At 33.6% G+C, this 14631-nt stretch carries 13 protein-coding genes; 10 read left to right on the forward strand and 3 right to left on the reverse strand.

The window, feature by feature from the left end; all coding sequences use genetic code 11:
• Positions 1–178: 178 nt before the first annotated feature.
• On the reverse strand, positions 179–1753 hold the full coding sequence (locus KM885_RS15275) for a peptide chain release factor 3 (RefSeq protein ID WP_216884212.1): 1575 nt from the start codon (positions 1751–1753) through the stop codon (positions 179–181).
• Positions 1754–2065: 312 nt separating this feature from the next.
• Between KM885_RS15275 and KM885_RS15280 the strand changes: the two genes are divergently transcribed.
• Positions 2066–2635 carry an O-acetyl-ADP-ribose deacetylase gene (locus KM885_RS15280; protein WP_060669232.1) on the forward strand — a complete coding sequence of 190 codons (570 nt, stop codon included), beginning with the start codon at positions 2066–2068 and terminating at the stop codon, positions 2633–2635.
• 306 nt (positions 2636–2941) lie between these two features.
• Here KM885_RS15280 and KM885_RS15285 read toward each other — a convergent pair whose 3' ends face one another.
• Positions 2942–4852 (reverse strand): vWA domain-containing protein, encoded by a 1911-nt coding sequence (locus KM885_RS15285; RefSeq protein ID WP_047184217.1) that lies wholly within the window; start codon positions 4850–4852, stop codon positions 2942–2944.
• Positions 4853–4867: 15 nt separating this feature from the next.
• Positions 4868–5740: an ATP-binding protein gene (locus tag KM885_RS15290; RefSeq protein WP_060669234.1), complete on the reverse strand. Its 873-nt coding sequence runs from the start codon at positions 5738–5740 to the stop codon at positions 4868–4870.
• A 161-nt stretch (positions 5741–5901) separates the two neighbouring features.
• Between KM885_RS15290 and KM885_RS15295 the strand changes: the two genes are divergently transcribed.
• The 9 genes from KM885_RS15295 (at position 5902) to KM885_RS15335 (ending at position 14611) form a co-directional block, all read left to right on the forward strand.
• Positions 5902–6627, forward strand: coding sequence for a YkgJ family cysteine cluster protein (locus KM885_RS15295; RefSeq protein WP_060669235.1), 726 nt, complete (start codon positions 5902–5904; stop codon positions 6625–6627).
• An 87-nt stretch (positions 6628–6714) separates the two neighbouring features.
• Complete coding sequence (locus KM885_RS15300) at positions 6715–7020, forward strand: DUF378 domain-containing protein (protein WP_083452644.1); 306 nt, start codon at positions 6715–6717, stop codon at positions 7018–7020.
• 130 nt (positions 7021–7150) lie between these two features.
• Positions 7151–8275 carry a M20 family metallopeptidase gene (locus tag KM885_RS15305; RefSeq protein ID WP_145524280.1) on the forward strand — a complete coding sequence of 375 codons (1125 nt, stop codon included), beginning with the start codon at positions 7151–7153 and terminating at the stop codon, positions 8273–8275.
• A gap of 348 nt (positions 8276–8623) precedes the next feature.
• The gene (locus KM885_RS15310) at positions 8624–9913 is read left to right on the forward strand and encodes a PcsB-like coiled-coil domain-containing protein (RefSeq protein ID WP_052771643.1); all 1290 of its coding nucleotides are present in this window, start codon (positions 8624–8626) and stop codon (positions 9911–9913) included.
• Positions 9914–10169: 256 nt separating this feature from the next.
• Complete coding sequence (locus tag KM885_RS15315; protein ID WP_047184221.1) at positions 10170–10898, forward strand: tyrosine-protein phosphatase; 729 nt, start codon at positions 10170–10172, stop codon at positions 10896–10898.
• A gap of 139 nt (positions 10899–11037) precedes the next feature.
• On the forward strand, positions 11038–11844 hold the full coding sequence (locus tag KM885_RS15320) for a mechanosensitive ion channel family protein (RefSeq protein ID WP_312030842.1): 807 nt from the start codon (positions 11038–11040) through the stop codon (positions 11842–11844).
• 275 nt (positions 11845–12119) lie between these two features.
• Positions 12120–12281 carry a hypothetical protein gene (locus KM885_RS15325; RefSeq protein WP_165589229.1) on the forward strand — a complete coding sequence of 54 codons (162 nt, stop codon included), beginning with the start codon at positions 12120–12122 and terminating at the stop codon, positions 12279–12281.
• Between the two features lie 195 nt (positions 12282–12476).
• A complete protein-coding gene (locus KM885_RS15330) occupies positions 12477–13841 on the forward strand; it encodes a hypothetical protein (RefSeq protein ID WP_047184223.1) in 1365 nt (454 codons plus the stop codon).
• 116 nt (positions 13842–13957) lie between these two features.
• Positions 13958–14611, forward strand: coding sequence for a ribonuclease H family protein (locus tag KM885_RS15335; RefSeq protein WP_047184224.1), 654 nt, complete (start codon positions 13958–13960; stop codon positions 14609–14611).
• Positions 14612–14631 lie beyond the last annotated feature (20 nt).

Here is a 14631-nt window from a genome sequence, read left to right on the forward strand (position 1 = left end):
CTTGTTACCCACCCGCATAGCAGGTGGTTTTCTGTTTCGCACGCTGCCGCGTACTCAACGGACTAAAGTCATAATAAAATGGTGAAACCTTTATTAGTAAAGGTTTCACCATATTCATCTTACTAATCTAATGGAAGTCTTCTTGATACGTTGGGAAAAAGTATTTGTGACTTTACTCTTATTGTGCGTAAGTGTTCACTTGGAACAAATCGATTAAATCTACCTTTGGGTTATTTTCTTGGAACCAGTTAAGGGCAAATTCATTTTGGAAGAGAACAAGATAGTTATCATTTCGATCCCTTACGAGCATTCTACGTTCATCAAAAAGAGATTCATTGATAGGCTGTTCTGGATTTAACCAACGTGGAATTCTTTCCCCAATCGTATCGAACATTACTTCTACGTTGTATTCATTTTCCATCCGATATTTAAATACGTCATATTGCAGGTCACCGACAGCTCCTAAAATATAGGATTCCGTCCGTTTATCTCTAAACAGTTGGATGGCACCTTCCTGTACAAGCTGTTCAATTCCTTTTTTGAATTGTTTTGATTTCATCACGTTTTTTGCCGATACTTTTTTAAACAATTCGGGTGGAAATTGTGGAAGTTCATTATATTCAAAGGTATCTTTTCCTGCAATTAATGTATCACCAATTTGATAAGCATTGGGGTCGTATATTCCAATAATATCTCCCGCATACGCTTCGTCTACCGTTTCTCTAGTAGAAGCAATGATTTGTTGGGATTGTGTTAATTTTAATGTTTTACCGGTTCTAGCTAGCTTTACACTCATTCCTCGCTCGAACTTACCGGAACATACTCTCAAGAATGCAATACGATCCCGGTGAGCAGGGTTCATATTAGCCTGTATTTTGAAAATAAAACCAGAAAAATTAGGGTTATCTGGTTGAACAATTCCATCTGTTGTCCTTCTAGGTTTTGGTGTAGGAGCCATATTAATAAACGTATCAAAGAATATCTCTACACCAAAAGGGGCTAATGCGCTACCGAAGAATACGGGTGTTTGTTCTCCTTTTAATACGGCTTCCATTGAAAGAGTATTGCCTGCCTCGTCAAGTAAAGCTACTTCATCTCTCGCAGCTTCAAATGTAGTATTATTAGTCAATTCTGTATGTTTGTCAAGTTCATTAAAAGGGATGATAGACTCTTCTTCATTCCCGTTATATTTTACAAATTGCTGCCCGTTGCGATCGAAAATTCCAAGAAATCCTTTTCCCATTCCGGCTGGCCAATTCATTGGATATGTTTCGATATCTAATACTTCTTCAATTTCTTCTAGTAATTCGAAAGTTTCTTTTCCTTCTCGGTCTAGTTTATTAATAAAGGTAAAAATTGGAATACCACGCATTCTACATACTTTAAATAACTTAAGGGTTTGTGCTTCAATCCCTTTCGTTGAGTCAATAATCATGACTACACTATCCACGGCTGTTAATGTTCGGTACGTATCTTCACTAAAATCCTCATGCCCTGGGGTATCAAGAATATTAACTTGAAGATCATGGTAATGAAAGTTCATTACACTTGATGTTACAGAGATACCACGTTGTTTTTCAATTTCCATCCAATCTGATGTAGCGAATTTTCCTGTTTTTTTACCTTTAACTGTACCAGCAGTTCGGATTAAATTTCCAACTTGTAGTAAACGTTCAGTTAGAGTTGTTTTTCCAGCATCCGGGTGAGAGATAATAGCAAAAGTCTTTCGTTTATTTACCTCGTTTTTAATCATATAAAAATCCCTTTCATCTTAAGAGGTTGTGGACCACACATGTTAAGTTTTTTATAATAGTTTACCGGGATTCAAATCACATGTTAGAAACGCTCCTTCTATCATAAAATGATCACCTTAATTAATATACTACATAAAAACACAATTTGTAACGCAAGAATATACGATAAACTTTCACATGTTAAATGCTGGTAGGGACTGGGAAAGTTTTGACAATTGTTAAATTCATATGTTCATCCAAATGATTTATTGTTATAATTATTATTTGTAAAGTCTTTGTAAATTATTAGGTTTTGAGGAGGGCTAGCAAGCATGAAGATAGAGGTTAATGGAAACTCTCTAGAACTGATGATAGGTGATATTACAAAACAATCAACAGAAGCTATTGTAAACGCCGCTAATGGGACGTTAATGGGAGGCGGTGGTGTTGATGGTGCTATTCATCAGGCTGCTGGTAGCGAATTGGTAGAAGAATGTAAAAAGATTCGAGAAGAAGATTTAGATGGAAATTACCTTCGTACAGGTAAAGCTGTAATAACACAAGGATATGATCTCCCTGCGAAATTTGTAATTCATACAGTAGGACCTGTATGGGATGGTAATAACCAAGTGGCTAGTGAACAATTAGAAGAGTCTTATTTAAATTCTCTTAACTTGGCAAAGGAAAATGGAATTACTAGTATTACTTTTCCATCTATTTCAACCGGAGTGTATCGTTATCCTGTACAACTGGCTTCGGTAATAGCCCTACATACAATTGTAGAGTTCCTTCAAAATAATAGATTTGGTGATGTTACAATGACATTGTTCTCTGAAAGAGACTATCAAGTATACAAAAAAGCATTAAAAGGTGTTTTAGAAAAAATTGAACATGTAGTATAAGAACAAAGGCGTTGGGGCCGGACGTAGCTATTTCTGTATCTAAGTTATTCATAGCCATTCAAATTTTCTAATTTCATAGATAATAAAAAATCCCTTCAAATATGAGGGATTTTTTACTTTCTGATTAAAATTCCTGCCTTTTCCAATTCTATGCAGGCACTCTCTAGTTTATTTTCGTATTTTTTTCAAGAAAATGGAATATCATGCAACAAAAGTTGAAAGCTAAAAATATTTTAATATAGAAAAGGTTATGATCATTATATATTTAATTAGTGGAAAATTCAGGAAGTGCTAGCACTTCCCGAATTAGATTGTTTTTAATAGTAATTTTTTCAGTAGTGGGGCAAATTGCTCTGGTAATTCGGAAACACTTGGAATCATAAGTCTTTCTTTTCCATAAATATTTTTCATCGTTAAATCCTCTGCTTCATCAATCTCTCTATCAGCTAAAAACATACCAATTACTTCAATTCCTTGTTTCCGTGCTTCTGAAACTGCTAGATGGGTATCTACTATTCCGTTTTGGTCATAACCAGATGCAGCGGGTTCTCCGTCAGAAAAAACGAGAAGAAACTTATTTTTTTCTTGTCGAGCAACAAGGTCCTTCGTCATTACACGAATACTGAATCCATCACGATTATCTTCTTGTGGTTCAAGTTGCATAATTTTCGCACCGTTATTTTGATAGAAAGAGTCGTGATAGGTGTGAATCATATGGAAATAATTAGGTTGATAATTTTCCGTCACTTCCATTGCATCTTCCCAAAAACCGATAATAGAGTGAGGAATTTTAAATTGCTTTAAAACTTCATGAAAAAGAACGATCCCTCGTTTTGTTTCTTCCATTTTACCTTGCATCGATGCCGAACAGTCTACAAGCAAAGTAAAAACCGCATCAAATTCCTTTGATTCCAAATCTTTTTTATAAAAGACCCGCGGATGATCATCCAGTATAATCGGAAGTAATTTTTTTGACAATCGGCCGTAAACTAAATCTTTTCTTGGAGCATTCTTTTTATGTTCCATTGTTTTCTTAATCGTATTAGCAAGTTTTCTTATAAGTGGTTCAATATCTTTCCTATATTCTTTATACGTATTTATATCTTCATTGGTCGGATTGGTAGCTTCTTTCACGATTTTTACAGCGTCTTTATTTTCCTCCCCGAATTCGAATTCCCCACTTTTTCCTTGTTTAGATTCTTGTTTATCTAAAGATTCAACATCGGAGTAGTCTTTATTTTTCGATTGACCCGAAGATCCTTGAATGGTTCCCATAGCTTGGTCTGCATCTTCTGTTTCTCGTGCACCACCGCCCATAATATTTGTTTTTGTTCCAACTTCTAGTTCGAATTGAAGAAATGTTTGTTTTCTGTCACTATTTTGATTTTCACGATGCCAACTGGAAAAACGTTCATCCATATATTCATTCTTATCTTCATCCAGTTCTTCTTTGTCATCATTTTTTAATTCATCCGTGCGCGTGAGTTCATCAAATAGATTATCCTTTTCCATTTGCTCTACATGACCTATTGGGAAAATAAAATACTCATAGATGGTATCTTGATATATAGAATTTAGAGGAAACACAATTTGCTCACAAATTCGAACAATATCATACGTTGTTTTCGCTTCAAAAACTAAATAGAGATACGATTTTATTTTCTCAAGCTGATGGAGCTGTGCTTCATTAGCTCGTGGAAAACTCGGATCAGGACTATCAGCTTGAATTAATAAATAGATGAGACAAAATAATTCATCTAATGCTAATCCACGGGTTACATGAGAATTCAACTCATTTTCAAATTTATGTTTTAAGTATTTTCTCCGGATAGAAAATACCTCTTTGGTACCGGGACGTTCTTTTTTTATGATTTCCTCTAGTCTTATATCTTCAAGTAGGGCAAATAATTGGGATGAAAACTTTTTTAAATCCGTTTCCTGTACGAGCTCTAAATATTCCTTCATGGCTTTCGTACTAGAATAATGGAAAGATCCAATCGTACGGAGAAATACATCAGATTTAAAACCAGCCTCTTTATAATCTTCTTTTGCCGTATCCCACATACGACTAGCGGTTACTTTGTTGTCAATAATATCGATATACGAACCGAAACTATATTCAAATGCGGTTTTTTCATTTTCAGTTAGAACGGATGATAAATCTTGAAGTTGCATAAAAAGATCTGTATCTACCTTGCTATTATGAAAACGATACATGATTAATGCTCCTAACTAAAATAATGTTTCAGTTAAATTGTATATGAATTCACGTTCTCTTTCTTCATTCAGTTTATCGATAATGGCTCGTTGAATCGCACGTTTAGGCGGGATTACAACACTTAAATCACAAGCATCTAAAAGTGCACGGATTGAAGCAGCATCTTCTGATAATTTCCCTTGATAAACTGCTTGAATGAAGTCAGCTGATAATTTGACAAATAAATCAATGGTTTTATCGTCTTTGAGTTCGGTGTTCGTTTGAATCAATTGTTTTAATTGTTCTCCCTTGATATAAGGAACTTCAATCACTACGAAGCGGTTTTTCAATGCCTCATTCAAAGGTACAGTTCCTACATATCCCTCATTAATTGCGGCAATTACGCCAAATCCATCTTTTGCAGTTACCATCTCATTTGTAAAAGGGTTGGTTATGGTTCTCCGGTAATCAAGAACACCATTAATTAACGGTAAAGTTTCCGGCTTAGCCATATTGATTTCGTCGATGTATAGGAATGTACCATGTTTCATTGCGTTAATAACCGGACCAGGGATAAATTCGATTACTTGTTTTTCATCCTCATAAGATAAAGTTTTGAATCCTAATAAGCTTTCCGAATCCAAATCGACAGAACAGTTAACACTGAACATCGGTTGGTTAAATAGATTGGATAATGTTTCGGCGAATTTCGTTTTACCTGCCCCAGTTGGTCCTTTAAGTAAAATGTTTTTCCCCATACTTAGTGCAGTAATGGCATCTACTAATAAATCTATATTTGGTGGCATATATCCACCTTGGCGAATGAGTGTATTTAATGGATTATTGGTCTTTTTATTTTTTTCGAGAATCGCTTGAATCGATTCTGGTAACGAATAAGTTAAGTTCATGTTCATACTCCTTTCCCCAACATTGTAAGGTTTTTTTCATTCCTTGTCACTTTCCCATGCTGTATTCTTATTCTGTTGAATATTATGAAATTTGAATGTGTCTTTACAATCACCTTCTTTTCATCGAAAATAGAAAGATAGTGAAAAAAGGAGTTTTATAGATGGATCAATATCTTTCTTTTGAGGAAATACAAGATAAATGTAGTCGTTTAAGTGACGTTTATGAAATAGATGAAGATAAGTTTTATCAAATAGTTGAAAAATGGGCTAATCAAGAAACTTCTACGGAAGAAAAAATATTGAACAGTTTTATAGAATTATTACAAATGGTTAGCGAAGAAATGAGTAATATGGAGAAGGCAGTACAGATGGAAGCAACGTGTAGAATGGGGTGTGCATTTTGCTGCTATTTTCCAATTATTATTAATGAAATGGAAGCCAAAATAATGAAAAAGGCAATCGAGAATTTTCCGGAAGAAAGAAGAAATAGGATTAAACACCATTTATCTAATTATTATCAACAATACGGAGAGAAGCTAGAATCCCTAACTCAACTTGATTTTAATGAAGATAAAGACTTTAAATTGAAATATCGTCGAAGTCTTGTACCCTGTCCGCTTCTTGATACCAAAACAAATCAATGTATGGCTTATGAAATTCGTCCAATACCTTGCCGAACGTATGTAAATTATACTGATCCTGATGTTTGTGAGCAAAACGTAATGCCGAAGGAAACCGTGAGCTTTGAATTTTTATATGAACAATATATGGGAGCATTAAATGAATTTATGCAATTCCTTTATGATGAAGGAAATACAGCTTTTATTCAATATCCAGATGATGTTTATCAAACAGATTATTTAGCTAGTTGGCTACGTTCGATGTGAATATCTTGTAGTACAAGGAACCCTATAAATAAAATTACTAAAAATACAAATGCTATACGTATCGATTTTATTTTGGGGTGATGGTAAATGATAATTCGAATTATAAATAGTGTTACATTGACATTGATTATTGTTGGTGCGATTAATTGGGGAGTCATTGCCTTTTTTCAATTAGATTTTGTTGCGGCGCTTTTTGGAGGGCAAGATGCGTTTTTGTCAAGAATCGTATATGGGGTTATTGGTTTAAGTGGTCTATATTATTTAACAAAAACACTCTATCCAATTGGCATTATTCCTACGGTTGATACGATAGATGGAAATGTCAGATATAGTACAGAAGTCGCCGAGGAATATGAGGGAAATAGGAGAGAAACGGAAAAAGATGAGGAATAGCCTTTCATAAATAGAAGGCTATTTTTTTATTGTCTATTGGATTCTTAATTAAACTCTTAAAACAAGAGTGCCGGGCTCTTTAAAAAAAGTATATAATATATAGATATGTATGAACTTTGGGGGAGAAGTGATGGATCGGATTAAGAGGTATATGGTGCTTCATCAGAAAGATATTTTGCGGGATATACAGTTTCTTGTGGAAAGGGATTCTCCTTCCACGGATAAAGAATTGGTGGATGCTTGTGAACAACGTATACAAAAGTTGTTTTTAAGGTACTTTGGTTATAAAGCTGAAGAAATAAAAGAAGAAAAGTATGGAAATCATTTGCGATTTACAATGGGTAAGGGAAAAGAAACCATTCTTATTTTATCCCATTTTGATACCGTTTGGGATAAAGGAGATTTGCCCTTTAAAATAGAAGGAAATAAGGTTTATGGACCAGGCGTATTAGATATGAAAGGTGGACTTGTACAAGCAATTTGGGCATTAAAAGCGATTAAAGATTTAAAAATAAAATTAACAAAAAAAGTTGTTTTTCTTTGTACTAGTGATGAGGAGATTGGCAGTCCTACTTCAAGAAAAATTATTGAAAAAGAAGCTAAAAGCAGTAATTATGCGCTTGTAACGGAACCACCGGTATCAGGAACCGGTGCGTTAAAGACTGGGCGAAAAGGTTCAGCCAGATACTTTGTTGAGATTAAAGGGAAATCGGCTCATGCCGGAAACCATCATGAATTGGGCATTAATGCAATTGAAGAAGCGGCAAGACAAATATTATTTTTGCAATCCCTAACTAATTATTATAAAGGAACAACGGTTAATATTGGTTCCATTAAAGGCGGCGGTAAATTAAATGTTGTTCCAGACCAAGCAGTATTTGGGGTAAATGTACGGGCAAGGACGAAAGAAGAGCAAAATAGGATGGATGATTTAATTAAAAATATAAGACCAACAAGAAAGGGGATTTCGATAAAAATTCGCGGTGGGATTAGTCGGCCACCAATGGACCGAAATAAAGGAACAAAAAGATTATTTAAAATAGCTAAAAAAGTCGCAACAGACCTCGGTCTAGAATTAACAGAAGCTTATGTTGGTGGTGGTAGTGATGCTAATTTCACGGCTAATTTAGGAGTACCAACTTTAGATGGTCTTGGGGCTATTGGTTATGGAATTCATGTAAAGGATGAACATATCCTTGCAAGTGAAATTCCAAGACGAACTGCCTTATTATGTAAACTAATTATCGAACTATAGGTAAAAAAGCAGTTTTATCGTAAAAACTGTTTTTTTATGTGGAAAAATAGATTTTCTAGAATTAGAGTGAAATATAAATGTAATAAAACTATAACAATCATGACATTTTAAAATGATATACTGTCACCATATTAATCTATTATTTTTAATATAAAAGGTTGTTCAGAAAGTCCGGTGAAAATGACACTTCGTATTTCTTCGTTGGCTTGCTTTTCCGGCGTGCAAGAGCGTCTGCTCACGTATTAATTGCATACGTTCCGCTACTCAAAGCTGCGCCGCCTCGAACTACTCGGTCCTTTTCATCCTCCTTTTTGAACACATATTATAAAAGGAAGCAGGGGGAAAAAGTTGAATAAAAAATTAACTGCAATTACCTTAGCTACTACAATGGTTCTAGGGAATTCTTTTTTTGGTATTAAAAGCCATGCTGAATCAGAGAAAGACTTACAAAGCATTCAAACAGAACGAAGTGACATTCAAGAAAATTTATCAGCTACAGAAGAAAAAATGAATAGTATTATTTCTGAAATAGACTCATTAAACAAAGATATTCAACAGGTAAATCAAGTTTTAACGGAGAAACAAGCCCTAATTGACAAAACGGATAATGATATTCACTCGACAACAGAAGAAATCAACCAACTTCAAGAAGAAATCAATGAATTAGAGAAGAGTATTGAAAAACGCTATAACATATTGAAAAATAGAGCTTCTTCTTATCAATTATCTGGTGGATCTGTTAATTACTTAGAAGTTATATTTGGCTCACAAGACTTCGGAGATTTTGTTAGTCGGGTATCAACAGTAAATAAAATTGTAGAATCAGATGCGACTTTAATGAAACAATTAGATAAAGATATTCAAAAAGTAGAGGAGAATCAAAAACTCTCCGTCGAGAAACTTAATGAATTGAATGTAATGAAAGCTGAACAAGAGGAAGCAATCGTCGTTGTACAAGAACAAAAAGAAAAAAGTGAGAATAGTAAAAACGCATTAGCGAATAAACAAAGTGAACTACAAGGGTTAGTAACAGAACTAAAGAGTAAGGATCGTAACCTTGCGTTTCTTGAAGATGATATGAAGCAAAAAATAGCTGCTGCGGAAGAAAAGGCAAAAGAAGTTAACAAAGAGGAAAATAAACAGGTAGAAGTAACTAGTACAGATAATAGTACTAGCAAAACTAGCGTTTCCTCTAAACCAAAAGTAGAAGAAACAAATAAAGAGGAAACAAATAAAAAAGAAGAAACGAATAAAGTAGAAAAGACTACTGAAACTAGTGCATCACCTAAACCAAAAGCAGAGCAAAAAGACACTGTGGAGAAGAAACCTGAAAAAAAGGTTGAAAAAGAAAAGAAAACAATAACTGTTAGTGCTACCGCGTATACTTTAGAAAGTGCGGGAGGGTCTGGAATGACTTCTACCGGAATTGATTTAAGAAAGAATCCAAATGCGAAAGTTATAGCTGTAGACCCTAGCGTGATTCCACTTGGATCTGTTGTCCATGTAGAAGGCTATGGTTATGCAATAGCAGGAGATGTTGGAAGTGCCATAAAAGGAAATAAAATAGATGTCTACGTTCCAACACATGAAGCAGCAGTTAATTGGGGCGCCCGTACAGTTAAAGTAACGATTCAATAAGAAGTTAAAGAAAATATTGTATGTTATTTAAACGAAAAACGCTTGGATATAATTTTCCAAGCGTTTTTCATATCTAATATTTGACATCATGGTAATCATAGAGGAGAAACTCCGATTTTGTTTTAACCGTTTACTAATCTTTATTGCGCTTATTCACTGAAAACAAATTATATTCTAAAGTGATTGTATTTCTCTTAGGGATTACATATAATCTAAATTAAATGGTCGCAATTTTTTGAACAATAGGAGGCCAATTATGAAAAACGCAAAGCTTAATTGGGTGCGCTTGCCAATTCAGGGATTGGAAAACTGTCGGGAATTAGGTGGTTATAGTACGAGTGAAGGACAACAGACGAAATGGCATTCTTTATTAAGATCGAGTCACGTGGGTAAATTGAATGATGAAGATATTAGCTTTTTAAAGGCTTATGGTGTGAAAACAATTATTGACCTAAGAAGAGAAGAAGAATTAGAGTTGGAACCAAATTCATTGTCTGTAAGGGGTGATTTTGATTACCATCATTCACCATTTATTACAAAGAGTATTTATGATATTACCAAATATAACAATGTAGATTCGGACTATTCAATGGGGGACTTTTACATAGAACTATTGGAACAAAAAGCAGCAGTGAAAGAAATTTTTCAAATTATTTCTGAAGCGAAGGATGGATGCATACTTTTTCATTGTCGTGTAGGTAAGGATCGTACAGGAGTTCTAGCCATGTTATTGTTAGGGTTGGCTGGTGTGGAAAAGAAGGATATTGTTGCAAATTATGAGGTATCATACTCTGAACTAGAATCCCTACATGATTTAGAACTCAATTCCTCTCGTCATTATATTTATTCCCACCGTGAATATATCTTACAGGCATATGATTATATTATCCATTACCATGGAACATTTGAGAATTACTTACTTTCTGTAGGCATATCTAATGAAGCTATCCAAAAGATTCGAAAAAGGTTCATACACTTTAATTGATACTAAAAACTACTATTCAAATAGCGAATAGTAGTTTTTTATGTTAAAATGTTTTATCATGTTTGATTCGGGGTAATATAACATGTATCGACATTTGTGCCCTTTTTTCAAATGAATCTAGTAAATAAAGATTATTGAGGTGAATGTTTTGATTGACTGGATAGAAGGAATTAATTGGACAAAATTACTTTTAGATATTGGAGTTATTGCCCTTAAATTAATTGCAATAATTATTATCTATTACATAGTGAAGTTTATAGGGAAGCGCGCTATCAAAAAGGTATTTGAAAAATCAACTAAAAAAGTAACCACCGGAAGAGCTCAAACATTGCAAGCATTATGTATCAATATATTTACATACTTCTTGTTATTTATTGTAATTGGAATTATATTTGAACTTTTTGGCTTGGACATTAAAGCATTATTAGCTGGTGCAGGTATTATTGGTCTTGCTATTGGATTTGGAGCTCAAGGTTTAGTAAGCGACGTTGTAACTGGTTTTTTTATTTTATTAGAAAAACAAATTGACGTGGATGATTATGTATCAGTTGCTGGAATAGATGGGGTTGTGGAAGAAATTGGATTAAGGACTACTAAATTAAGAGGGTCAGATGGAACGGTACATTATATCCCAAACCGGAATATAGGAACGGTAAGCAACTATTCTCGTGGAAATATGCGTGCACTAGTTGATATTAGTATTTCCTATAATGATGATATCGATAAGGCAATTCAAGTATTGCAGGATGTATGTAATCGAATTCGAGAAGAGGATGACAATATTGTGGAAGGTCCTAACGTGATTGGAGTACAGTCAATAGAATCATCAAGTGTTGTTCTACGTGTCATAGGTAAAACGAAAACAGATACACAGTTTGATGTAGAAAGGAAATTAAGAAAAGCGATGAAAGAAGCACTAGATCAAAACGGTATTACTATTTCCTAATCTTACCATTATTGGTTCATAAAATAATTCGTTAGTTTCATTGGCACCTTAGGTAACTTGTTCCTAAGGTGTTTTTTCTTTCGAATTAATTCTAATAAATCGTTCAAACTAATTTTAAAAGGAGGGTTTTGAGATGAGCAAAGGTAAAAAGAAAAAGAATAAGAATAAACAAGAACTAAACGAAATGAAAGACGATAAGAAGTATAGAACGAATCGTCCTCCTGGAAATTAGGCCCATATAAAAGGATTAAAAAAAGATAGTAAGGAGCATTTATATGTCAGAGCAAAATAAGAATAGAAATAAAGATAAGGGAAAACAAAGAAACGTTATCAAGTATAATACTGAGCCTAAGCGTGAAAAAGATGACGTAGAGTTTTCTGAAGAGAGCGAGTTTCTTAATTTAAACGGTAAAGAAAATAAAAGAAAACGCAAATAAAACTTGGTTTGAAGCATAAAGATGTACCATTCTTTATGCTTCTGTTTTATATGATGAACTTCTTTAAGAATTACTCCATACTTCCTTAAATAGTAATTAAAGACTACTTTCATTAGGATATTGATGTTATTTTAATAAAGGAGTAGAATGGGGATTTATATAGATCAATAAGTGGGATGGGATGAAGATGGATAAATGAAGAGTTGGCTTTATAATCGTTTGTTTATTTTTTATACTTTTGTAATTTTACTTTCATTAATCAATCATTTTTGGGGGCAGACATGGTTAGATTATATGATTGGAATATTAGCAATTCCGATGTTAATCGTTTCGTATCCTGGAGCTTCAAAGTTATTTAAGATTCTTGGTACAGCTTTTATGTTTGCAGGCATTTTTTTCTTTTATTCTGCAAATCTATCAATATATGAAATTCCGTTATTGTTAACATCCAATATGACAATGCTAGGCTTTCTTCTCGTTTTACCATGGATTAATAGCGTTGTATACGTTGGAAAATATGATAAGCAAATTAATCAGCTAATGGTAAAAAAGGTTGAAAATCTTGGAAGTCTTTATGTTAAAGGAACCTTTACAAGTTACATTTTAATGATGTTTTTAAATTTGTCAGGTATTAATATTGCACAAGAAGTATTGAAGGAGAATTTGAATAAACTAAGTAAGAAGGTAAGGGATACATTCATTTCAAAAACAACAGTACGTGCATATGTCCTTGCGTTAATATGGAGTCCAATGGAAATCATTGTTGCAATTACCGTAGGAGCTACTGGTGTTAATTATCTAAAGATTCTACCATACTTATTATTAGTATCCTTCATCGCCCTAATAGTAGATGTGATAGTGGGAAAATGGCGTTTTAAAAATATTCCTTTTGAATCACCAAAGGAAACCATACCATTACCTACAAAAGAAATTGTTAAAAAACTAATACAATTATTTGTTGCACTATTTTTGTTTTTAGCGTTCATTTTAATGGTAAGTAATTTGTTCAATCTGAATTTTATTATTGCTGTAACATTAGTTATTTTACCTTTTTCCGCTATTTGGGCACTCCTTATTAAACGATGGTACCATTTTAAAATTTTAGGTTATAAATTATGGAAGACACAAACAAATAAAATGCAAAATTTTGTAGTCTTATTTATTTCTTTAGCTTTCTTTTCAAATAGCTTAAATGCAACTCCTGCGTTAAAAGTAATCCAACAACCGTTTATGCATTATGCAAATAGCCCTTTTATCATTTTTGTTTTAATTTTAATCACCTATTTTTTAATGTCTTTAATTGGAGTGCATCCAATAGGAGTAATAGGGGTCTTAGTAGAGATATTAGCACCTTTATTCAATATCATAAATCCAACTAGTATTGCAATCGTACTTATCGTGTCAGCACTTGCAACTTCCAGTTCAAGTTCTTATGGAATAACAGTTACTCTAACTTCTATCAATACAAACCAAAATCCATATTTAATTACATTACGTAATCTTCCTTTTACATTTATCTTTGGATTTATCGGTATTTTAGTCGCAATATTAATTCTTTAGTTTGAAAGATCTTAGGTTGTAGCGAAGTTTTTCTAACTGTTAAAAAATCAAAAGCTTTTATTTGGATATACTAAATAGCGGATGAGTTTGTATTTTTATTTAAAGGATGATTTGACATGAACATAAGAATGGAAATAATCTATAAAACATCTAAAGGTGTAGAAGTCAGATTTTCTTCAGATGAAATGAAAATGGAAAAAGCAATTTTAATTGCTGAAGATATGGAAAAAACTGGTCGGTTAAAAGAAGTTACTTTTATCGATGTACAGGATCGGACTTGGTCATTGAAAGAACTCAAAAAGATTTTGGAGGGAATTCAAACCGAGCCTCATCATATATCTGTATATTTTGATGGTGGATTTGATGCAAAGTCAAAGAAATCGGGGCTTGGCTGTGTTATTTATTATGAACAAGATGGTAAACATTTTCGTAAAAGAAAGAATGCATTTGTTGAAGAGATTGAAACCAATAATGAGGCTGAATATGCCGCTTTATATTTAGGATTACAAGAATTAGAAGTACTAGGTGTACATCATTTGCCAGTCAAGTTTGTGGGGGATTCTCAAGTAGTCATCAACCAGTTAAGTGGCGAGTGGCCTTGTTATGAGGAAACTTTAACGAAATGGGCTGACAGAGTAGAGGACAAAATGAAGCAAATGGGAATACACCCTGAATATGAGGCCATTTCAAGGAAACAGAATCGTGAAGCGGATCACCTAGCATCGCAAGCGTTAGAAGGGTTGGAGATTGCTAGTAATATTCAATTATAACTAAGAAGAAAGTGCAGCTG

Origin of the sequence: Oceanobacillus caeni, from assembly GCF_019037185.1 — a bacterium.
Lineage (GTDB): Bacteria > Bacillota > Bacilli > Bacillales > Amphibacillaceae > Oceanobacillus > Oceanobacillus caeni.

Coding starts and splice junctions, on each gene's coding strand:
- KM885_RS15285 (WP_047184217.1), bottom strand. CDS start 4,852: ATGTATCGTTTTCATAATAGCAAGGTAGATACAGATCTTTTTATGCAA.
- KM885_RS15280 (WP_060669232.1), top strand. CDS start 2,066: ATGAAGATAGAGGTTAATGGAAACTCTCTAGAACTGATGATAGGTGAT.
- KM885_RS15330 (WP_047184223.1), top strand. CDS start 12,477: ATGAAGAGTTGGCTTTATAATCGTTTGTTTATTTTTTATACTTTTGTA.
- KM885_RS15305 (WP_145524280.1), top strand. CDS start 7,151: ATGGATCGGATTAAGAGGTATATGGTGCTTCATCAGAAAGATATTTTG.
- KM885_RS15335 (WP_047184224.1), top strand. CDS start 13,958: ATGAACATAAGAATGGAAATAATCTATAAAACATCTAAAGGTGTAGAA.
- KM885_RS15315 (WP_047184221.1), top strand. CDS start 10,170: ATGAAAAACGCAAAGCTTAATTGGGTGCGCTTGCCAATTCAGGGATTG.
- KM885_RS15325 (WP_165589229.1), top strand. CDS start 12,120: ATGTCAGAGCAAAATAAGAATAGAAATAAAGATAAGGGAAAACAAAGA.
- KM885_RS15295 (WP_060669235.1), top strand. CDS start 5,902: ATGGATCAATATCTTTCTTTTGAGGAAATACAAGATAAATGTAGTCGT.
- KM885_RS15290 (WP_060669234.1), bottom strand. CDS start 5,740: ATGAACTTAACTTATTCGTTACCAGAATCGATTCAAGCGATTCTCGAA.
- KM885_RS15300 (WP_083452644.1), top strand. CDS start 6,715: ATGATAATTCGAATTATAAATAGTGTTACATTGACATTGATTATTGTT.
- KM885_RS15275 (WP_216884212.1), bottom strand. CDS start 1,753: ATGATTAAAAACGAGGTAAATAAACGAAAGACTTTTGCTATTATCTCT.